Source organism: Pseudomonas sp. PS1(2021) (genome assembly GCF_020405165.1).
Classification (GTDB): domain Bacteria; phylum Pseudomonadota; class Gammaproteobacteria; order Pseudomonadales; family Pseudomonadaceae; genus Pseudomonas; species Pseudomonas aeruginosa.
Window position 1 is genome coordinate 7,333,639 of record NZ_CP084484.1, and the last position, 20,151, is coordinate 7,353,789.

Here is a 20,151-nt window from a genome sequence, read left to right on the forward strand (position 1 = left end):
GGTGACGCAGGCAGCGACAGCTTAGTCGTTGCGGCGGGGGTCGTTCCATGCCGAGGATGGCAACCGAGGTTCTACAGCGCCGGAGCCGGGTTGGCGGTGCCTCCCGGCCGTTGCCGCACATGGTCGCACAACTGCGGCGTGTCTGGCACGACTGTGTACGCATGGGAACCCGCGGCCATGCCGCGTCCCTATAATGAACGTTTCGTTCCGCAGGAGTCGCACCGTGCCCGCCAGCAAACCAGTCGCGGATCCCGCCCGGAGTACCGATCCGCGCGATTACCAGCGAGTCGGCCGGCCGCTCGGGGTCATGGCCAAGACCTTCCCGGCGGGGTTCGTGGTCGCCGAGCACCGGCACGAGCGGGCGCAGTTGATCCATGCCCTGTCGGGCGTGATCGAACTGCATGTCGGTCGCACGCTATGGCTGGTCCCGCCGCAGCGCGCGGTATGGATGCCGGCGGGGATGGCGCACGCGATGCTGGCGCGCGGCGAGGTCCGCTTGCACACCGTCTATGCCCGGCCGCAGTCCTGCCCGCCGGAATTCCCCCGGGTGCCGCGCGGAGTGATGGTCAGCCCATTGTTGCGCGAGTTGATCGTGCGCGCCGCCGGCCTGCCGTTGTTGTACGACGAGCGCGGCCGGGAGGGGCGGTTGATGGCGGTGCTGCTGGACGAACTGGAGTGGTCGCGGGAACAGCCCCTGGCCTTGCCCGACCCCGCGGACCGACGCCTGGGAAGAGTCTGCCAGGCGCTGCTGGAGAACCCGGCCGACCCTCGCGGGCTGGAGGAGTGGGCGCGCTACGTGGGGGCGTCCTCGCGGACCCTGGCACGGCTGTTTCTCTCCCAACTGGGAGTGACATTCGTCCATTGGCGCCACCAGGTGCGCCTGGCCGCCGCCCTGCCACGCCTGGCGGCTGGCGAAGCGGTGGCGCGGATCGCCGTGGATCTCGGCTACCAGACGCCCAGCGCATTCAGTGCCATGTTCCGACGCCTGACCGGGAGCACGCCGAGCCGCTACTTCGCCTTGTCCGATTCGGCGTAGCCTTCGTCCGTTGGCGGACGGCGCCGACGCGGCAGGATTCCTATGCTGGGCCCGTTTCCAGACGACTGCCCCGGGAGGCAAGCATGCAACGACTGAACGTGGAATTCCGCTCCGAGGGTGTCGCCCTGCGCGGCTGGCTGTATTTGCCGGAGGCGCGTGCCGAGCGGCCGGCGATCGTCATGACGCACGGTTTTTCCGGGGTGAAGGAGCAGTACCTGGACCGTTACGCCGAGGTATTCGCCGCCGCCGGCTTCGTCGTGCTCCTCTACGATCATCCGAACTTCGGCGACAGCGACGGCGAGCCGCGCCAGGAAATCGATCCGGTGATGCAGCGTCGCGGCTATCGCGACGCGATCACCTGGTTGGGCGCCCAGACCCGGGTCGACGCCAGCCGCATCGGCATCTGGGGAACCAGCTACAGCGGCGGACATGTGCTGGAAGTGGCCGCACTGGATCGGCGGGTGAAATGCGTGGTGGCGCAGGTGCCGACCGTCAGCGGCCATGCCTCGGCGTTGCGCCGGACCCGCGCCGAGCAGTTGCCGGCATTGCTGGCAAGCTTCGACGCGGACCGCCAGCGGCGCTTCGAGGGCTTGCCGCCGGCGCTGTTGCCGGCGGTCGCCGCGGGCCCCGACGAGCCTTGCGCGATGGCCGGCGCGGACGCCCACCGGTTCTTCACCGACAGCGCGGCGCTGGCGCCGAGCTGGCGCAACCGGGTGACTCTGCGTAGCGCCGAGCTGGCGCGGGAGAACGAGCCAGGCATTCACATGGCGCGGATCAGCCCCACGCCGCTGCTGATGATCGTCGCCGACCGGGACCTGCTCACGCCCACTGACCTTTGCCTGGAGGCCTACCAGCGGGCGTTGCCGCCCAAGCGGCTGCTGATGCTCGCCGGCGGCCATTTCACGCCGTACATCGAGCATTTCGACGCCACCAGCCAGGCTGCGGCAGACTGGTTCGTCCGTCATCTCGGAGAGGGCGGCGAGCAGCCAGCGACAGTCGTCGAATAAATCGGCAAGCGCTGAACGAGCGTTCGCCTCGACGGTCTATCGGGCTCTTGGTTCGGCCTGCGCAGTGACAGGCCCGCCGAATCGCAGGATAATGCCGGCTATTTTCTCCGCGCCATGCCGCCATGGCCGGAAACGCGTGATGACGGGGCCGACGGGCCCCGTCAGAGCCTGGCAACCCAGGAGTGTCCGGATTGATCGTTTTCCGTTATTTGTCCCGTGAAGTGCTGGTCACCATGAGCGCCGTCAGCGCCGTGCTGCTGGTGATCATCATGAGTGGCCGTTTCATCAAGTACCTGGCGCAAGCGGCGCAGGGGTTGCTCGACCCCGGTTCGCTGTTCCTGATCATGGCGTTCCGGATTCCCGGCTTCCTGCAGCTGATCCTGCCGCTTGGCCTGTTCCTCGGCATCCTGCTGGCCTACGGGCGACTCTATCTGGAAAGCGAGATGACCGTGCTCTCGGCGACCGGCATGAGTCAGAAGCGCCTGCTCGGCTATACCATGGCCCCGGCGCTGCTGGTGGCGATCCTGGTGGCCTGGCTGAGCCTGTTCCTGGCGCCCCAGGGCATCAACCAGTTCGCCCTGCTGTTGAACAAGCAGGATACCCTGACCGAGTTCGACACCCTGGTCCCGGGCCGTTTCCAGGCAATGCGCGACGGTACCCGGGTGACCTATACCGAGGAACTGTCGAAGGATCGCGGCGAACTGGCCGGCATCTTCATTTCGCAGAAGGACCTCAACAGCAGCAACCAGGAACGCGGCATCTCCATCCTGGTGGCGGAGAAGGGCACCCAGAACATCCAGGCGGATGGCAGCCGTTACCTGATCCTGCACAACGGCTACCGCTACGACGGCAATCCCGGGCAGGCCAACTACCGGGCGATCCAGTACGACACCTATGGCGTGATGCTGCCCAAGCCCGAGGCCAGCAGCGAGGTGAGCGAGCGTGACGCGGTGCCCACCGCCGACCTGTTCGGCAGCGACAACCCACGCTACCAGGCCGAATTGCAGTGGCGCCTGTCGACACCGCTGCTGGTGTTCGTGGTGACCCTGCTGGCGGTGCCGCTGTCGCGGGTCAACCCACGCCAGGGGCGCTTCCTCAAGCTGCTGCCGGCGATCCTCCTTTATATGGGCTACCTGGCCCTGCTGATCGCTGTCCGTGGCCAACTGGACAAAGGCAAGATCCCCATGGCCATCGGCCTGTGGTGGGTCCACGGACTATTCCTGGCGATCGGTCTTCTTCTGTTCTATTGGGAACCCTTGCGCCTGAAGCTGGCGTCCTCCCGTGCCGGTCGCGAGGTGGCGCATGGTTAAGCTCGATCGTTACATCGGTGTCACCGTCTTCGTCGCGATCCTCGCGGTGCTCGGGGTGATCCTTGGCCTGGCGCTGCTGTTCGCCTTCATCGACGAACTCAACGACATCAGCGCCAGCTACGGCATCGGCGACGCCCTGCGCTTCATCTTCCTCACCGCGCCACGGCGCGCCTACGACATGCTGCCGATGGCGGCGCTGATCGGCTGCCTGGTCGGCCTCGGCACCCTGGCCAGCAACAGCGAACTGACCATCATGCGCGCGGCCGGGGTATCCCTGTCGCGGATCGTCTGGGCGGTGATGAAACCGATGCTGGTGCTGATGCTGGCCGGCATCCTGGTTGGCGAGTACGTCGCGCCCTGGACCGAGAACATCGCCCAGAGCGGCCGCGCCCTGGCCCAGGGCGGCGGCGATTCGCAAAGCTCCAAGCGCGGTCTGTGGCATCGCCAGGGGCGCGAGTACATCCACATCAACGCGGTGCAGCCCAATGGCGTGCTGTACGGCGTGACCCGCTACCGCTTCGACGAGCAGCGTGGCCTGGAATCGGCCAGTTTCGCCAAGCGCGCGCGCTTCGAGACCGATCACTGGCAACTGGAAGAGGTCACCACCACCTTGCTGCATCCGAGGGAAAAGCGTTCCGAGGTGGTCAAGCTACCGACCGAACGCTGGGATGCCCAGCTCAGCCCGCAACTGCTGAACACTGTGGTGATGGAGCCCGAGGCGCTGTCTATCAGCGGTCTCTGGCAGTACATCCACTATCTCGCCGACCAGGGCCTGAACAACAACCGCTACTGGCTGGCGTTCTGGACCAAGGTCCTGCAACCGCTGGTGACCGCCGCGCTGGTGCTGATGGCGATTTCCTTCATCTTCGGTCCGTTGCGCTCGGTGACCCTGGGCCAGCGGATCTTCACCGGCGTGCTGGTGGGCTTCGTCTTCCGCATCGCCCAGGACCTGCTCGGACCCTCCAGCCTGGTGTTCGACTTCCCGCCGCTGCTGGCGGTGGTGATCCCCGCCTCGATCTGCGCACTGGCGGGTGTCTGGCTGCTACGCCGGGCGGGCTGACAGGCCCGGCGGCCGGGTATGAAAAAAGGCCACCCACGGGTGGCCTTTGTGCTTCCTTGTCGCGTCGGGCTGGAGCCTGGCCGCCGGCGCGACAAAGGCCAAAACAGCGCGTTCTGCGGACCTGTTTCGCTCACTTCTTGTGAGTGTTCTTCGGCAGCCTGACCACCTGGCTCTCCGAATAGCGGTCGTGCCACGTACGCTTGTCCTTGTCCCAGAGCATCCAGAGGAAGCCGAGGCCGAGGCACAGCCAGGAGGCGATGGCGATCATGAAGCGCAGCAGCGCCTGGAGCAGGCTGATGGCGCTGCCGTCGCGGTTCTGCACGCGCAGTCCCCAGACCTGCATGCCCAGGGTCTGGCCGTTGTGGGTCCAGAATTTGGCGAAGAAGCCGAACAGGGCGAACACCAGCAAGGTCGAGAGCAGCGGGTCGCCGATCAGCGCGCCGCGGTCGGCCAGTTCGCGCAGATGGTCGCTGCCGTAGATCAGTCGAAGGATGCCTTGCTGGTAGACCAGGGTGACCACCATCATCAGCGCCACGCAGAGCAGGAAGTCATAGAACATCGCCGCCAGGCGGCGGATCAGACCGGCAGGGGCATAGTCGCCCTGGGGAGAAAGCATGTGTTTCGGCATCGGCGTGTTCCGTGCGGGGCAAAGCCGGGGATTATACGTCCATCCGCAGCTTGCGCCGCCCACCCGGGCAACGCTTTTCCCCGGCTGTTCTAGTCTTTGCGCAGACCCCAATCATTACGAGTCTTTTCTATGCCGATTCCGGTGAAGCGAGCTAGGAGAAAGGCGCTCCGGCTGTCGTTGTCCGTGCTGGTCGGGGTGATGCCGATCGTCCTGGGGCTGCTCATCCTCTACTGGCAGGCCGAGCGAAGCCTCCAGGAGACGTCCGAGCAGGCAGCCGGGAATGCGGTGCGGCAGTTCGAACGGATGCTCGACAACGCTGCGTTGGCGGCGCGCAAGGTCATGCCGGTGGCGGGGCGTCCTTGTCCCGAGGCCGAGCTGGCGCTGCGCGAGCAAGTGGCGATCATGCCGTTCGTGCGCTCGGTCAATTTGACGCGCGACAATACGATCTATTGCACGTCGTTGTTCGGCGGCTTCGACGAGCCGGTGCGGATCGAGAACTATGTCGACGGACGCCTCCTGCTGATGCCCGGCAACCAGGTCACGCCGGACGCCGCGCTGCTGGTCCTGCGGGACTTCGACGGCAAGCGCGGGGTATTGGCGGCGATCGACGGGCGCTACTTGAGCTACGTACTGGACCTCGTTGACCGACGCAGCCGCCAGGTGCTGGTGGTCGGTCCCAATTGGCTGGATGCCGAGGGCCGCACTCACCGCGACGCGCCGCCCACCTATGAGGTCGCCGCCGTATCGCTCGCTTCGCAGCGTTATCCGTTGCGGGTGCTGTCGGGCTTCCCCGAGGGCGAGGAATGGCGATCGATCCGCTCGCAGAACCCGGCGATGTTCGGCCTGCTACTGTTCTTCGGACTGCTGGCCGGCACTCTGTGCTACTGGCTATCCAGGCGGGTCGCCTCGCCCAGCAGCGAACTGCGCCGGGCCCTGGAGGCCAACGAGTTCATTCCCTACTACCAGCCGCTGAGTCCCGGCCAGGGTGGACGCTGGATAGGCGTCGAGGTGCTCATGCGCTGGCGTCATCCGCGCGAGGGACTGATCCGGCCCGACCTGTTCATACCTTTCGCCGAGCGCTCGGGACTGATCGTACCGATGACGCGCGCGCTGATGCGCCAGGTCGCGGAAGACCTCGGCGGGCATGCCGGGAAGCTGGAGCCGGGCTTCCACATCGGTTTCAACATCAGCGCCACCCATTGCCACGATCTGGCCTTGGTGGACGACTGTCGCGAGCTGTTGGCGGCGTTTCCGCCCGGGCACATCACCCTGGTCCTGGAACTGACCGAGCGCGAGCTGATCGAGTCGAGCGAAGTCACCGACCGCCTGTTCGACGAATTGCATGCCCTGGGAGTGAAGATCGCCATCGACGATTTCGGCACCGGACATTCCAGCCTGGCCTACCTGCGCAAGTTCCAGGTGGACTGCCTGAAGATCGACCAGAGCTTCGTCGCCCGCATCGGCATCGATACTCTTTCCGGGCATATTCTCGACAGCATCGTCGAGCTGTCCGCCAAGCTCGACCTGGATATCGTCGCCGAAGGCGTGGAGACTCCCGAGCAGCGTGACTACCTGGCCGCCCGCGGGGTGGATTACCTGCAGGGCTACCTGATCGGCCGGCCGATGCCGCTGGAGAGTTTGCTTTCCAGCCTGACTGTGCAGGAGGGGCAGGACGCTTCCGTCGTCGCACTTCCGGCAGATCGAGGCTAGCGGCTACAAGTCCATCGGCGAGGGGCAGCCACTCAGCTTCTTCGTTACGGATGGGACAAAAGGCCCGCAGGTCGAGCAGGTGCAAGCCCTGCATCGCCTCTGGAACGACAAAATGCCTCGCATCCGCGGGGCTATTTTTTTGCTTCGGCTGTGGTAGATTTTTTTCGCCGAGCTGGGAAGACAGCAGTTCGGGTAAAGGCAGCGTCTCGACTCCAGCGCTGCCTTTTTTTATTTGCAGGCCGGATCAGATCGCAGACAACAAAAAACCGGCGCGAAGGCCGGTTTCTCTGCTGTCCTGGGCTCCCCCTGGAAACGCTTGGGAAGTTAGGATGGTGCTCGGGAGGGACTTAAATTAGATGTAAATCTATTTTTTATTTTGCAATACCCCCCATGTCGAAAGTTGCTCGATAGCCAGGCTGACTTTGCTGGAGTGGTTACGACTCCTACAGATTGAACCGCGCCTGCATACTTACAGAAACCATGTGTTTGATCTAGAGTCTTCGTTGGGTCAGATGCCGGTCAGGAATGCGAGCTACGCTCGGCAGTGCGCAGTTGGCTGAATCGCCCCGGATTCTCTAGACACATTGCAAGTTCATTGCATGACGCTTTTCAAACTCTAGCGGTGACAGCTGATTGTTGAAACCATGTCGGCGTTTTGAGTTGTAGAACATTTCGATGTAATCGAACACATCGCTACGAGCATCTTCCCGCGTGGTGTAAATTTTCCGCTTGATCCGTTCTCGTTTCAGAAGCTGGAAAAAGCTCTCGGCCACGGCGTTGTCATGACAGTTGCCTCGACGACTCATGCTGGCAACCAAATTGTTTGCCTTCAAAAAGCTGCGCCAATCGGAGCTGCTGTACTGGCTGCGCTGGTCGGAATAAACCATCACCTCTTGCTTCGGTTTACGCCTCCAAACCGCCATCAACAACGCATTAATAGCCAAATCACTGGTCATCTGCGCCTTCATTGACCAGCCAACGACCTGACGAGAAAAAAGATCCAACACCACCGCCAAATACAACCAGCCTTCATACGTACGAATGTAGGTGATGTCGGTTACCCAAACCTTGTTGGGTTCCACTACATCGAATTGGCGCTTCAGCAAATTGGGCGAGGCGACCGCTGGCTTACCGCCGTACTTTCCAGGGCGGCGTCGATAACCTGTCTGAGAGCGCAGTCCTTCAAGACGCATCAGCCTTGCCACACGATGGCGCCCGCAAACTTCACCGACCTCGCGCAGATCGTCATGGATTTTGCGATAGCCATAAACGGTGCCGCTCTCCAGCCAAGAATGCTTGATCAAACCCAGCAGTCGCTGATCGTCTTTAGCGCGTGCCGATTGCGGCTCAGACAACCAGGCGTAATAACCGCTGGGATGGACCTTCAGCGTCAGGCAAAGCCGTCGAATGGAATAGTTGCCGGCTCGCTGCTTGATAAAGGCGTACCTCAACCGCACTCCTTGGCAAAGTACGCGGCGGCCTTTTTTAAGATATCTCGCTCTTCAGTGACGCGCTTTAGTTCGGCTCGCAGACGACGCAGTTCAGCGTGCTGATCATCGTCCTGCTGCCGTTCTTCTTGAGGTTTGCTGTAGCGCTTTATCCAGGCATAGAGGCTATGCGTCGACACGCCGAGACGGGCCGCTACATCAGCGACAGGCAGCTTCTTTTTGGTCACTTGATTGACTGCTTAGATTTTGAATTCTTCGGGGTAACGCGGGTTGCTCATGGCACCTCCTAATTGGCCTCAGTTTAAGGCAAAGAGGTGTCTACGAAACCCGGGGCGATTCAGAGAGCCCTCAAACGAAGGCTAAAACCCTATCCACTACTAATCCCAGTGCGCTAAGCAAAGAGTACGGAAGCCAAAAAAGGGGAGTTCAAGGATGGTTAAGTAAGTGCCGCTCGGATAGAGTCACTAAAACTCAGAAAGCAAAAAAGCTTATATAGCGAGTTCAAGTCAAAGGCGCAAAGAGAACCTCCCTTGCTCTAGCAAACGAAATGCTATTAATAGTCGATTCGATATATTAAAATGAAAATATCCCTGTGAAAATTAACGGCTTCCCCAGTCCTTGAAAAAAGCGAAAATCAAGGAAAGGTATAAAAATTCTCGACGGCCAAAAAGAAAAATGACACCCATACAAAAAGAGGCATATATGCAAAAGCCAGAGCCAGGTCAGGCAGAGCGAGCTCCATGCGAAACTCTTCAAGAGAAGCATGAAACCAAGGAAGAGCCAAGCATCTTCCAGTCCCTCGGCATACCTCTAATTCTCAGCGAACCGTTGACCCTCGAGCAGTTGGATGCCAACAGAGCATATCTACTCGCTGATTCTCAGGGGCGTATTCTCGCTGCCAAAAATGGAAAGACAGAGTCCAGTGATTGGAATTGGGCGCAGATGGTGGATAAGGAGGAACATGGAAACTGGATATTCGGCGTTACTTTCAGTTCTCCTCCGACCCAAGAAAGCCCGTCGACAATTTTACTAGGCTGGCCATACAATCATGTCTGGCTTCATTCAAATGGTACCTTGCCCGCCAGTTGGCAGTGGGCATTCTGGGGCGGTGAAAAATACACGAACTCCTCAACCCCAGACCTCAGGTTCTATCTAGCGAGCGATAATTCTCTTACAACGAGCGACGGAACAATGGCTCTGTGCGAAGACGATGGAGACGTCTATATAGGGAGTAAAACAAGTTACACACCTATAAGATTCACGATCCATACTTTCTTCCTTGCCAACCCTGCCATCTTTGCACTAGGCCAGGCTACCTGGCCAGACATAAGCTTTTCGCAGGTGAACGTGCAGCTAGCGAATTATGAATGCGAGCTCGTGGATGAGAATAAAATAAATTCAATATATAAAAATTTCCGCTCATCGACATCTGTTTCGTATAAAAATGATGTTTTTGAGTGTGATGACTTTAGCTTTGCCTTCAAAGCCTATGCATCATTGCAGGCATACAAAGACAGTCAGGCCTTGAAACTCCAGCGCGCCTATGCAGTCGGCATACTTTTCGGTGCATCCAAGACGGGAGGGGATGGTCATGCAGTCAACTTTTTCGTCAACTACTCTGGAGAGTTGAAGATTATAGAACCACAAAATGGAAAAATTTCGGATGCGGCTAGATGGGATTACACTCCGACGTTCATGATTATCTAGTCCGCAACATAGAGATCCTTTAAATCATCTAGCAGCTAGCGATAAATTACTTTCAACCTCCTGCCCAACATATAGAGTAATCGCTGCATTCCAAGCGTTCAAGCCATTTGAAGATGAGGAGTCAGATTATGGAAAGCTTTCACAAGTTGCAGGTAAATTATTCACTCAAGCAGGTGGCTCTCGTCAAGAAACATAAAAAGACTCTCAGCACCTTGAGCATCAGCCTGCTACTTAGTGTAATTGTCTCCCAAGCACTGGCGTTGCCATTGACAGAGAATAAAAAATCCGCCAAGGACAGTACTCAGTTCTGGCTGTGCGGTGCGGGTTACATAACCGATTACGCGGTTGACGAACCTTACGCCTCGAATACCATAACCACGAAAATTAAGCTGGATACTGAGGGGTTCGACCAGCCCACAGGGAACTCCTTCGACTCTTGGATAGATGGCACCGATGCAGGAAAAGTAATAACGATCGCTACGTATCCGGGAAACTGGCCCGAGGCTTGGCAAGCGCAGGCTCGACTACTTTCCACCATTCAGAACGCGATTGAAATGAGGAATCCCGTAAGGATCTACACAACAGGGGGCCCCGCGTGCTCCGGCCCTGGCGGTGATCAGGCGTTTTCCATTCGCGTCTGTTCCGACCAGGCGGTTTGCGGTGGTAAAGATGCCCCACCCCATTCAGGGAAAGAGTAACGGACCAGTCTTTGGGGCAATGTCCGGATACCTGGGTGCGAAGCGCTTCACGCCATGCGTACGAAGAGCAGCGATGGCGTGCGACGCTCCGAAATCACCGTTCGGACAGTGTGACCCTGCCGTTTCTCGTGTTATGGACAATGGATATCGGCATGACGTCGATGCTTCATTCCCATCGAGGCCCCCTCTTGCGAGCGCCTCACTTCACAGGCAGATCTTTGGCCCACAGGCGCACTGCCTTGATCCCTTCCATATGAAACGCTTGGATATCCGCTACAGCAACACCGACTAGCGGCCAGCAGCGGCCGAGGTCACTGGCGAACTGGTAATCATGAAGTGGGAGCTTGACGCCCTCGGCGGATTGTTCGACGGGATTTAACCTGTGTGTCGGACGGCTCTTTTTCTGGTTACGCCATGTTTACGCCGCCAGAAACGAAAAAGCCCGAAAAATCAAATATTTGCGGGCTTTTTTGGTGCCTCGGGAGAGACTCGAACTCTCACTCTGTCGCCAGAAACGGATTTTGAATCCGCCGCGTCTACCGATTCCGCCACCGAGGCAATGGCGGCGCAGTATAGGGAGGCGCCTACCGTTGGTCAATCGGGTTCGTGGCGGGGAAAACACATTTCCGGTAAGCTACGCGGCCTTTCGAGAGTCTCCCCATGCGTGTCGCCGATTTTCATTTCGACTTGCCCGAGGCCCTGATCGCCCGTCATCCCCTGCCTGAACGCCGCGCAAGCCGCCTGTTGGCGCTGGATGGCCCGACGGGAACCCTCGCCCACAGACAATTCGCCGATCTCCTGGACTACCTGCGTCCGGGCGACCTGATGGTGTTCAACAATACCCGGGTGATCCCGGCGCGCCTGTTCGGCCAGAAGGAATCCGGCGGCAAGCTGGAAGTCCTGGTCGAGCGCGTGCTCGACCAGCACCGGGTGCTTGCCCACATACGCGCCAGCAAGGCGCCCAAGCCCGGCACGCGGATCCTCGTCGAAGGTGGTGGCAGCGCGGAGATGCTGCAACGCCACGATGCCCTGTTCGAACTCGCTTTCGCCGAGCCTGTGCTGCCTTTGCTGGAGCGGGTCGGGCACATGCCGTTGCCTCCCTATATCGACCGACCGGACGATGCGGCCGACCGCGAGCGCTACCAGACCGTCTACGCCCAGCGCGCCGGTGCGGTGGCGGCCCCGACCGCCGGCCTGCACTTCGATGAGGCGCTGCTCGAGGCGATCCGCGCGAAGGGGGTGGATACCGCCTTCGTTACCCTGCATGTCGGCGCCGGTACCTTCCAGCCGGTGCGTGTCGAGCGTATCGAGGACCATGTGATGCACCGCGAATGGCTGGAGGTCGGCCAGGACGTGGTGGACGCGGTTTCCGCCTGCCGGGCCCGCGGCGGCCGGGTAGTCGCCGTCGGCACCACCAGCGTGCGCTCGCTGGAAAGCGCGGCACGCGACGGTGAGCTGAAGCCGTTCAGCGGCGACACCGACATCTTCATCTTCCCGGGCCGGCCGTTCCATGTGGTCGATGCCCTGGTCACCAACTTCCACCTGCCCGAATCCACCCTGCTGATGCTGGTCTCGGCCTTCGCCGGCTACCCGGAGACCATGGCCGCCTACGCCGCGGCGGTGGCGCAGGGCTATCGCTTCTTCAGTTACGGTGATGCCATGTTCATCACCCGCAATCCCGCGCCCCGCGGACCCGAGGACTGATCCATGAGCTTCATGAACTTCGAGCTGCTGGCGACCGACGGCAAGGCCCGTCGCGGCCGCCTGACCTTCCCCCGCGGCGTGGTCGAGACCCCGGCCTTCATGCCGGTGGGCACCTACGGCACGGTGAAGGGCATGTTGCCGCGCGACATCGAGGACATCGGCGCGCAGATCATCCTCGGCAACACCTTCCATCTCTGGTTGCGCCCGGGCACCGAGGTGATCCAGCGCCACGGCGACCTGCACGACTTCATGCAGTGGAAAGGCCCGATCCTCACCGATTCCGGCGGTTTCCAGGTGTTCAGCCTGGGAGCCATGCGCAAGATCAAGGAGGAGGGCGTGACCTTCGCCTCGCCGGTGGACGGCGCCAAGGTCTTCATGGGGCCGGAGGAGTCCATGGCGGTGCAACGCGCCCTGGGCTCGGACATCGTGATGATCTTCGACGAATGCACGCCGTACCCGGCCGACCATGACGTCGCCAAGCGCTCCATGGAGCTGTCGCTGCGCTGGGCCAAGCGCTCGAAGATCGCCCATGGCGATAGCCCGTCGGCGCTGTTCGGCATCGTCCAGGGCGGTATGCACGAGGACCTGCGCCTGCGCTCGCTGGATGGCTTGCAGGAGATCGGCTTCGACGGCCTGGCCATCGGTGGTTTGTCGGTGGGCGAGCCGAAGGAAGAGATGATTCGCGTGCTCGATTTCCTGCCGCCGCAGATGCCGGCCGACAAGCCGCGCTACCTGATGGGCGTGGGCAAGCCGGAAGACCTGGTGGAAGGCGTGCGCCGCGGCGTGGACATGTTCGACTGTGTGATGCCGACGCGCAATGCGCGCAACGGCCACCTGTTCGTCGACAGCGGGGTGATCAAGATCCGCAACTCGGTACACAAGCACGACGACTCCACGCTCGACCCGACCTGCGACTGTTACACCTGCAAACATTTTTCCCGCGCCTATCTGCACCACTTGGACAAGTGCGGGGAAATGCTCGGTAGCATGCTCAATACCATCCACAACTTGCGGCATTATCAGCGGGTTATGGCTGGTTTGCGCGAGGCAATCCAACAGGGTACATTGGCCGCCTTTGTCGATGCCTTCTATGCCAAGCGCGGCCTTCCCACGCCGCCGCTGGATGCCTGACTTTCCTTTATCCAACTCTATTGCTTTGTGACAGGAGTGCTACATGAGCTTTCTAATTCCCGCTGCCTACGCCGACGCAGCCGCTCCGGCAGCCGCTGGCCCGGCCGGCACCGGTTTCGAGTGGGTCTTCCTGGTTGGTTTCCTGGTCATCTTCTACCTGATGATCTGGCGTCCCCAGGCCAAGCGCGCCAAGGAACACAAGAACCTGCTGGGCAACCTGCAAAAAGGTGACGAAGTCGTCACTTCCGGCGGTATCGCCGGCAAGGTGACCAAGGTCGCCGACGATTTCGTCGTGGTCGAGGTTTCCGACAACGTCGAGCTGAAGTTCCAGAAGGCCGCGATTGCCGCGACCCTGCCGAAAGGCACCCTGAAAGCGATCTGATTTTCACCTAAACACATGACGGGGCGCGCAAGGCGCCCCGCGTCATAACGGGCGGTGTCATGCTCAACAAGTATCCTCTGTGGAAATATCTGCTGATCCTGGCGGTCCTCGCCGTCGGGTTCATCTATTCCGCACCCAACCTCTACCCGGACGACCCGGCGGTGCAGATCAGCGGCGCCAGCACGGCGCTGCAGGTCACCCAGGCCGATGTCGACCGCGCTGCCAAGGCGCTGACCGACGCCGGTATCGCGGTGAAGGCCGACAGCCTGTCGAAGAAGGGCGGCCTGATCCGCCTGGTCAAGCAGGACGACCAGCTTCCCGCCAAGGAAGTGGTGCGCCGGACCCTGGGCGACGACTACGTGGTGGCGCTGAACCTGGCCCAGACCACTCCCGAGTGGCTGCGCAAGCTGGGCGGCAGCCCGATGAAGCTCGGCCTGGATCTGTCCGGCGGTGTGCACTTCCTGCTGGAAGTGGACATGGACAAGGCGGTCGATGCCCGCCTGAAGGTCTATGAAAGCGAAGTGAAGAGCCTGCTGCGCAAGGAGCGCGTGCGCTACCGCAGCCTGCCGATCCAGGATCGCGCGATCCAGCTCGGTTTCACCGACAGCGAATCCCTGGACAAGGCGCGCAGCCTGATCGCCAAGGACTTCCGCGATTTCGAGGTCGTGCCCGAAGAGCGCAACGGCCTGCAGGTCCTGCGCGTCGCCCTGACCCAGGCCAAACTGGCGGAAATCCGCGAATACTCCATCAAGCAGAACCTCACCACCGTCCGCAACCGGGTCAACGAGCTGGGCGTATCCGAGCCGCTGGTGCAGCGCCAGGGCGCCAATCGCATCGTGGTCGAGCTGCCGGGCGTGCAGGACACCGCGGAAGCCAAGCGGATCCTCGGCAAGACCGCCAACCTAGAATTCCGCCTGGCCGCCGAGCCGGACGCCCTGAAGTCCGCCACCGAGACCTTCGAGTTCCGCGAGCCGCGCCGGCCGCCGGTGCCGCTGGAGCGCGGGGTGATCATCACCGGCGACCAGGTCACCGACGCCAGCGCCAGTTTCGACGAGAACGGCCGCCCGCAGGTGAACATCCGCCTGGATGGCCATGGCGGCGAGCTGATGAACCGCGCCACCCGCAACAACGTCGGCCGCAGCATGGCGGTGGTGTTCATCGAGCAGAAGCCGGTGACCCGCTACACCAAGCAGATGGTCGATGGCGTCGAGAAGGAGGTCGCGGTTCCGGCGTTCAAGGAAGAGAAGCAGATCATCAGCCTGGCGACCATCCAGTCGCCGCTGGGCAACCAGTTCCGTATCACCGGCCTCGATGGCCCGGGCGAGTCCTCCGAGCTGGCCCTGCTGCTGCGTGCCGGCGGCCTGGCTGCGCCGATGTACTTCGCCGAAGAACGCACCATCGGCCCGAGCCTGGGGGCGGACAACATCGCCAAGGGTATCGATGCGTCGCTCTGGGGCATGCTCTTCGTATCGCTGTTCATCATCGTCATCTACCGTTTCTTCGGCGTGATCGCCACCGTTGCGCTGGCTTTCAACATGGTCATGCTGGTGGCGCTGATGTCGATCCTCGGCGCGACCCTGACCCTGCCGGGCATCGCCGGTATCGTGCTGACCATGGGCATGGCGGTGGACGCCAACGTGCTGATCTTCTCGCGGATACGCGAGGAACTGGCCAATGGCATGTCGGTCCAGAGGGCGATCCACGAAGGCTTCAACCGTGCCTTCACCGCGATCCTCGACGCCAACCTGACCTCGCTGCTGGTCGGCGGCATCCTCTACGCCATGGGCACCGGCCCGGTGAAAGGATTTGCCGTGACCATGTCGCTCGGCATCATCACCTCGATGTTCACGGCCATCATGGTCACCCGCGCAATGGTCAACCTGATCTTCGGCGGGCGTGACTTCAAGAAGCTGTGGATCTAAGGGGACTGAGATGAATATCAAGATCGGTACCATCAACTTCATGGGCATCCGCAACGTCGCGTTTGCCGTCACCCTGATCCTGACCGTCATCGCCCTGGGCAGCTGGTTCACCAAGGGCATCAACTTCGGCCTCGACTTCACCGGCGGTACGCTGATCGAGCTGACCTACGAACAACCGGCCGATCTCGGCAAGGTGCGTGGTCAACTGGTCGGCGCCGGCTACGAGGACGCCGTGGTGCAGAGCTTCGGCGACGCCCGCGACGTGCTGGTGCGGATGCCCAGCGAGGACCCGGAACTGGGCAAGAAGGTCGCTACCGCCTTGCAGCAGGCCGATGCCGGCAACCCGGCGAACCTGAAGCGGGTCGAGTACGTCGGCCCGCAGGTGGGTGAAGAACTGCGCGACCAGGGCGGCCTCGGCATGCTCCTGGCGCTGGGCGGCATCCTGCTGTACGTCGGCTTCCGCTTCCAGTGGAAGTTCGCCCTCGGTGCGATCCTCTCGCTGGTGCACGATGCGATCATCGTGATGGGCGTGCTGTCGTTCTTCCAGGTGACCTTCGACCTGACCGTCCTCGCCGCTGTGCTGGCGGTGGTCGGTTACTCGCTGAACGACACCATCGTGATCTTCGACCGGGTGCGCGAGAACTTCCGCGTGCTGCGCAAGGCCGATCTGGTCGAGAACCTGAACATCTCCACCAGCCAGACCCTGTTGCGTACCATCGCCACCTCGGTTTCCACGCTGCTGGCTATCGCCGCGCTGCTGTTCTTCGGCGGCGACAACCTGTTCGGTTTCTCCATCGCCCTGTTCGTCGGTGTAATGGCGGGTACCTACTCGTCGATCTACATCGCCAACGTGGTATTGATCTGGCTGAACCTGACCAGCGAGGACCTGATCCCGCCGCAGGCCAAGGACACCGTCGACGATCGCCCCTGAGGCGCTCTGGTTCGGCACTCCGGCGCCTGCCGGTCACTCGAGGACTCCCGCTTTTGGCGGGAGTTTTCGTATCTGCGCCAACGAAACGTTTGTCGGGAGCCTGGAACTTGGTGGTTTTTGCCCAGTCCTAGGCAAGGCAAAGGGCGAACATAGCCCGCATTGGATGAAAGCCAGGAGGTACATGTGAACAAGTCGATGCTCGTCGGGGCCGTTCTGGGTGCCGTAGGCGTGACCGCAGGTGGCGCGGTAGCCACCTATAGCCTGGTGGATCGCGGTCCCGACTACGCCGAGGTCGTCGCTGTCCAGCCGGTCAAGGAAACCATCAAGACGCCGCGCCAGGTCTGCAAGGACGTGGCCGTGACCCGCCAGCGTCCGGTCAAGGACCAGCACCAGATCGCCGGTACCGCCATCGGTGCGGTGGTCGGCGGCTTGCTGGGCAACCAGATCGGCGGCGGTACCGGCAAGAAGATCGCCACCGTGGCCGGCGCCGTCGGCGGCGGCTACGCCGGCAACAAGGTGCAGGAAGGCATGCAGGAGCGTGACACCTACACCACCACCGAAACCCGCTGCAGCACCGTGCACGACAGCAGCGAGAAGGTCGTCGGCTATGACGTGAAGTACATGCTCGACGGCAAGGCCGGGCAGATCCGCATGGAGCGCGATCCGGGCAGCCAGATCCCGGTCGACAAGAATGGCCGGCTGATCCTCAGCCAGGGCGAAACGCTGCGCTGAGCCTGACTGTCGCAATGATGCACAAGGGCGCCCGCGGGCGCCCTTGTGCATTTTCATGGAGATGAAAAACCCGGCGCCAGGCCGGGTTCTTCGTCAGCGGCGGATCAGCGCTTCAGCGACGGCGGCAGGTGCGGCTGGATGGTGGTCAGCAGTGCCTTGAAGCATTTGGTGTTGCCGGCGACGATGTGACCCTTCTCGAGGAATTCGTGGCTGCCGGTGAAGTCGCTCACCAGGCCGCCGGCTTCCTGTACCAGCAGGGCGCCTGCCGCCATGTCCCATTCGGACAGGCCGAATTCCCAGAAGGCGTCGTAGCGTCCGGCGGCGACGTAGGCCAGGTCCAGACTGGCGGCGCCGGCGCGGCGGATGCCGGCGGTCTGGCCGACCAGGCTGCGGAACATGTTCAGGTAGTTGTCGAGATTGTCGATCTGGTTGTCGCGGAACGGGAACCCGGTGCCGAGCAGGGCGCCTTCCAGGCTCTTGCGGCCGCTGACGCGCAGGCGGCGACCGTTGAGGGCGGCGCCGCGACCGCGGCTGGCGGTGAATTCTTCCTGGCGTACCGGGTCGAGGACCACGGCGTGCTCCAGGCGGCCCTTGTACTTGCAGGCGATGCTCACGGCGAAGTGCGGTACGCCATGGATGAAGTTGGTGGTGCCGTCCAGCGGATCGATCACCCAGAGGTAATCGGCGCCCTCGCCGCTGCCTTCGATGAAGCCGCCTTCCTCGCCCATGATCGCGTGAGTCGGATAGGCCTTGCGCAGCGCGGCGACGATGGTCTGCTCGGCGGCGCGATCGACTTCGGTGACGTAGTCCTTGGCATCCTTCTCGTTGACCGAGATGACATCCAGGCGTTCGATGGAGCGGAAAATCAGTTCACCGGCGCTGCGAGCGGCGCGCAGGGCGATATTCAGCATAGGCTGCATGGAGAGGTCACCTGGGTCGTTAAAGAAAGCCGGCCATTCTAGCAGAAACCGATGGCGTTTGAAGGGCGACCTGTCGGCCGCATGGTATAAAGCTGACCTCTGCTGTAGGATTTCACACCCTTCAGTAACTTGGCGTTGGAGAGCATCGGCGTTGCTCGACCGTATTCGTGTGGTGTTGGTCAACACCAGTCATCCCGGCAACATCGGCGGGGCGGCCCGTGCCATGAAGAACATGGGCCTGTCGCAACTGGTGCTGGTGCAGCCGGAAAGCTTTCCCCACGGCGACGCGGTGGCGCGGGCTTCCGGCGCCACCGACATCCTCGACGCCGCAAGGGTGGTGGACACCCTGGAAGAGGCCCTGAGCGGCTGCAGCGTGGTGCTCGGCACCAGCGCCCGCGACCGGCGGATTCCCTGGCCGCTGCTGGATCCGCGCGAGTGCGCGACGACCTGCCTGGAGCACCTGGAGGCGAATGGCGAGGTGGCCCTGGTATTCGGGCGCGAATATGCGGGTTTGACCAACGAAGAATTGCAGCGCTGCCAGTTCCATGTGCATATCCCCTCCGATCCCGAGTTCGGCTCGCTGAACCTGGCGGCCGCGGTCCAGGTGCTCACCTACGAGGTGCGCATGGCGTGGCTGGCGGCCCAGGGCAAGCCGACCAAGATGGAAAAGTTCGAGTCCACCTCGATGCTCAACACCGAGCTGGTGACGGCCGACGAGCTGGAACTCTATTACGCGCATCTGGAGAGGACGCTGATCGATATCGGCTTCCTCGATCCGGAGAAGCCGCGCCACCTGATGTCGCGGTTGCGGCGCCTGTATGGGCGCAGCGCGATCAGCAAGCTGGAAATGAATATCCTGCGCGGGATCCTGACCGAAACCCAGAAGGTGGCCCGAGGCCTGTCCTACAAGCGGAGTGACGACTGATGTTCGAACGTGTGCGTGAAGATATCCAAAGCGTATTCCACCGTGATCCGGCGGCTCGCAACGCACTCGAGGTCCTCACCTGTTATCCGGGCCTGCACGCCGTCTGGCTGCATCGGCTGGCCCACGGCTTGTGGACGTCCGGCTGGAAGTGGCTGGCGCGCCTGGTGTCCAATTTCGGCCGCTGGATGACCGGCATCGAGATCCACCCGGGGGCCAGGATCGGCCGGCGCTTCTTCATCGACCACGGCATGGGCATCGTCATCGGCGAAACCGCCGAGATCGGCGACGACGTCACCCTCTATCAGGGTGTTACCCTGGGCGGCACCACCTGGAACAAGGGCAAGCGCCACCCCACCCTCGGCAACAACGTAGTGGTCGGTGCCGGTGCCAAGGTGCTCGGCCCGTTCACCGTCGGCGAGGGCGCCAAGGTCGGCTCCAACGCCGTGGTGACCAAGGAAGTCCCGCCGGGTGCCACCGTGGTCGGCATTCCCGGGCGGATCATCATGCGCGAGGACTCCGAGCAGCAGGCCAAGCGCCAGGCGATGGCGGAGAAGCTCGGCTTCGATGCCTATGGGGTCAGCCAGGACATGCCGGACCCGGTGGCGCGTGCCATTGGTCAGTTGCTCGATCACCTGCAGGCCGTCGACGGCCGGCTCGAGGGCATGTGCCAGGCGCTCACTGCCCTGGGTAGCGACTACTGCGCGAAGGACCTGCCGGTATTGCGCGAGGAAGATTTCGCCGGAGTCAAGGATGAGGACGGCAATCCGGCCGCGTAATGCGCGGCCGGCGGCTTTCTGCTAGCATGTAGCGCCCTGAATTTGCCTAATCCTGAGTAATTTGATCGGTCTTATAGTTGACCTAATTACTCGGATAAGAGCATAATCCGCGTCAACCCCGAAT

General features: G+C 61.9%; 18 protein-coding genes and 1 tRNA gene. 15 read left to right on the forward strand and 4 right to left on the reverse strand.

The window, feature by feature from the left end:
- Positions 1 to 223 precede the first annotated feature (223 nt).
- From LE197_RS34730 to lptG, 4 genes are all read left to right on the forward strand, one after another.
- Complete coding sequence (locus LE197_RS34730; protein WP_023109699.1) at positions 224 to 1,036, forward strand: AraC family transcriptional regulator; 813 nt, start codon at positions 224 to 226, stop codon at positions 1,034 to 1,036.
- An 83-nt stretch (positions 1,037 to 1,119) separates the two neighbouring features.
- The gene (locus LE197_RS34735) at positions 1,120 to 2,043 is read left to right on the forward strand and encodes an alpha/beta hydrolase (protein ID WP_073666534.1); all 924 of its coding nucleotides are present in this window, start codon (positions 1,120 to 1,122) and stop codon (positions 2,041 to 2,043) included.
- Between the two features lie 191 nt (positions 2,044 to 2,234).
- Positions 2,235 to 3,353 (forward strand): LPS export ABC transporter permease LptF, encoded by a 1,119-nt coding sequence (gene lptF, locus LE197_RS34740; protein WP_003092864.1) that lies wholly within the window; start codon positions 2,235 to 2,237, stop codon positions 3,351 to 3,353.
- Complete coding sequence (gene lptG / locus LE197_RS34745; protein ID WP_003092863.1) at positions 3,346 to 4,413, forward strand: LPS export ABC transporter permease LptG; 1,068 nt, start codon at positions 3,346 to 3,348, stop codon at positions 4,411 to 4,413. The genes lptF and lptG overlap by 8 nt, the downstream gene beginning before the upstream one ends.
- A 130-nt stretch (positions 4,414 to 4,543) precedes the next feature.
- Here the strand turns inward: lptG and LE197_RS34750 are convergent, their stop codons facing one another.
- Positions 4,544 to 5,041 (reverse strand): RDD family protein, encoded by a 498-nt coding sequence (locus LE197_RS34750; protein ID WP_003100603.1) that lies wholly within the window; start codon positions 5,039 to 5,041, stop codon positions 4,544 to 4,546.
- A 129-nt stretch (positions 5,042 to 5,170) separates the two neighbouring features.
- Here LE197_RS34750 and LE197_RS34755 point away from each other — a divergent pair, with 129 nt between their 5' ends.
- A complete protein-coding gene (locus LE197_RS34755) occupies positions 5,171 to 6,751 on the forward strand; it encodes an EAL domain-containing protein (RefSeq protein WP_023083321.1) in 1,581 nt (526 codons plus the stop codon).
- Between the two features lie 575 nt (positions 6,752 to 7,326).
- Here the strand turns inward: LE197_RS34755 and LE197_RS34765 are convergent.
- Positions 7,327 to 8,426 (reverse strand): IS3 family transposase gene (locus LE197_RS34765; RefSeq protein ID WP_223683517.1). Its coding sequence is split into 2 segments (ribosomal slippage): positions 7,327 to 8,243 and positions 8,243 to 8,426, totalling 1,101 coding nucleotides; the frame shifts between segments, so codons are not numbered across the junction.
- A gap of 475 nt (positions 8,427 to 8,901) precedes the next feature.
- Between LE197_RS34765 and LE197_RS34770 the strand changes: the two genes are divergently transcribed.
- Positions 8,902 to 9,906, forward strand: a complete 1,005-nt coding sequence (locus LE197_RS34770; protein WP_196752275.1) for a lectin MOA-related protein — start codon at positions 8,902 to 8,904, stop codon at positions 9,904 to 9,906.
- Between the two features lie 128 nt (positions 9,907 to 10,034).
- Positions 10,035 to 10,604 (forward strand): hypothetical protein, encoded by a 570-nt coding sequence (locus LE197_RS34775; protein ID WP_003453764.1) that lies wholly within the window; start codon positions 10,035 to 10,037, stop codon positions 10,602 to 10,604.
- A gap of 471 nt (positions 10,605 to 11,075) precedes the next feature.
- Here the strand turns inward: LE197_RS34775 and LE197_RS34780 are convergent.
- A tRNA-Leu gene (locus LE197_RS34780) sits at positions 11,076 to 11,162 on the reverse strand.
- 102 nt (positions 11,163 to 11,264) lie between these two features.
- Here LE197_RS34780 and queA point away from each other — a divergent pair.
- From queA to LE197_RS34810, 6 genes are all read left to right on the forward strand, one after another.
- Positions 11,265 to 12,308 carry a tRNA preQ1(34) S-adenosylmethionine ribosyltransferase-isomerase QueA gene (gene queA, locus LE197_RS34785; RefSeq protein ID WP_003100606.1) on the forward strand — a complete coding sequence of 348 codons (1,044 nt, stop codon included), beginning with the start codon at positions 11,265 to 11,267 and terminating at the stop codon, positions 12,306 to 12,308.
- Between the two features lie 12 nt (positions 12,309 to 12,320).
- The gene (gene tgt / locus LE197_RS34790; RefSeq protein WP_003100607.1) at positions 12,321 to 13,439 is read left to right on the forward strand and encodes a tRNA guanosine(34) transglycosylase Tgt; all 1,119 of its coding nucleotides are present in this window, start codon (positions 12,321 to 12,323) and stop codon (positions 13,437 to 13,439) included.
- Positions 13,440 to 13,482: 43 nt separating this feature from the next.
- On the forward strand, positions 13,483 to 13,821 hold the full coding sequence (yajC, locus tag LE197_RS34795) for a preprotein translocase subunit YajC (protein WP_003092856.1): 339 nt from the start codon (positions 13,483 to 13,485) through the stop codon (positions 13,819 to 13,821).
- 59 nt (positions 13,822 to 13,880) lie between these two features.
- Positions 13,881 to 15,743, forward strand: coding sequence for a protein translocase subunit SecD (gene secD / locus LE197_RS34800; protein WP_003100609.1), 1,863 nt, complete (start codon positions 13,881 to 13,883; stop codon positions 15,741 to 15,743).
- A 10-nt stretch (positions 15,744 to 15,753) separates the two neighbouring features.
- Positions 15,754 to 16,674 (forward strand): protein translocase subunit SecF, encoded by a 921-nt coding sequence (gene secF, locus LE197_RS34805; RefSeq protein WP_003100612.1) that lies wholly within the window; start codon positions 15,754 to 15,756, stop codon positions 16,672 to 16,674.
- A gap of 183 nt (positions 16,675 to 16,857) precedes the next feature.
- A complete protein-coding gene (locus LE197_RS34810; protein ID WP_003092848.1) occupies positions 16,858 to 17,406 on the forward strand; it encodes a glycine zipper 2TM domain-containing protein in 549 nt (182 codons plus the stop codon).
- A 104-nt stretch (positions 17,407 to 17,510) separates the two neighbouring features.
- Here LE197_RS34810 and suhB read toward each other — a convergent pair whose 3' ends face one another.
- On the reverse strand, positions 17,511 to 18,326 hold the full coding sequence (gene suhB, locus LE197_RS34815) for an inositol-phosphate phosphatase (RefSeq protein ID WP_003092845.1): 816 nt from the start codon (positions 18,324 to 18,326) through the stop codon (positions 17,511 to 17,513).
- Between the two features lie 151 nt (positions 18,327 to 18,477).
- Between suhB and trmJ the strand changes: the two genes are divergently transcribed.
- The gene (trmJ, locus tag LE197_RS34820) at positions 18,478 to 19,251 is read left to right on the forward strand and encodes a tRNA (cytosine(32)/uridine(32)-2'-O)-methyltransferase TrmJ (RefSeq protein ID WP_003092842.1); all 774 of its coding nucleotides are present in this window, start codon (positions 18,478 to 18,480) and stop codon (positions 19,249 to 19,251) included.
- Positions 19,251 to 20,027 carry a serine O-acetyltransferase gene (cysE, locus tag LE197_RS34825; protein WP_003100615.1) on the forward strand — a complete coding sequence of 259 codons (777 nt, stop codon included), beginning with the start codon at positions 19,251 to 19,253 and terminating at the stop codon, positions 20,025 to 20,027. Before trmJ ends, cysE begins: the two co-directional genes overlap by 1 nt.
- Positions 20,028 to 20,151: the final 124 nt, after the last annotated feature.

What these genes read in the sequence shown, in the direction of transcription:
- secF (WP_003100612.1), top strand. Translation starts at nt 15,754, where the DNA reads ATGAATATCAAGATCGGTACCATCAACTTCATGGGCATCCGCAACGTC.
- LE197_RS34770 (WP_196752275.1), top strand. Translation starts at nt 8,902, where the DNA reads ATGCAAAAGCCAGAGCCAGGTCAGGCAGAGCGAGCTCCATGCGAAACT.
- queA (WP_003100606.1), top strand. Translation starts at nt 11,265, where the DNA reads ATGCGTGTCGCCGATTTTCATTTCGACTTGCCCGAGGCCCTGATCGCC.
- lptG (WP_003092863.1), top strand. Translation starts at nt 3,346, where the DNA reads ATGGTTAAGCTCGATCGTTACATCGGTGTCACCGTCTTCGTCGCGATC.
- cysE (WP_003100615.1), top strand. Translation starts at nt 19,251, where the DNA reads ATGTTCGAACGTGTGCGTGAAGATATCCAAAGCGTATTCCACCGTGAT.
- LE197_RS34755 (WP_023083321.1), top strand. Translation starts at nt 5,171, where the DNA reads ATGCCGATTCCGGTGAAGCGAGCTAGGAGAAAGGCGCTCCGGCTGTCG.
- secD (WP_003100609.1), top strand. Translation starts at nt 13,881, where the DNA reads ATGCTCAACAAGTATCCTCTGTGGAAATATCTGCTGATCCTGGCGGTC.
- LE197_RS34735 (WP_073666534.1), top strand. Translation starts at nt 1,120, where the DNA reads ATGCAACGACTGAACGTGGAATTCCGCTCCGAGGGTGTCGCCCTGCGC.
- LE197_RS34750 (WP_003100603.1), bottom strand. Translation starts at nt 5,041, where the DNA reads ATGCCGAAACACATGCTTTCTCCCCAGGGCGACTATGCCCCTGCCGGT.
- yajC (WP_003092856.1), top strand. Translation starts at nt 13,483, where the DNA reads ATGAGCTTTCTAATTCCCGCTGCCTACGCCGACGCAGCCGCTCCGGCA.
- suhB (WP_003092845.1), bottom strand. Translation starts at nt 18,326, where the DNA reads ATGCAGCCTATGCTGAATATCGCCCTGCGCGCCGCTCGCAGCGCCGGT.
- LE197_RS34775 (WP_003453764.1), top strand. Translation starts at nt 10,035, where the DNA reads ATGGAAAGCTTTCACAAGTTGCAGGTAAATTATTCACTCAAGCAGGTG.
- tgt (WP_003100607.1), top strand. Translation starts at nt 12,321, where the DNA reads ATGAACTTCGAGCTGCTGGCGACCGACGGCAAGGCCCGTCGCGGCCGC.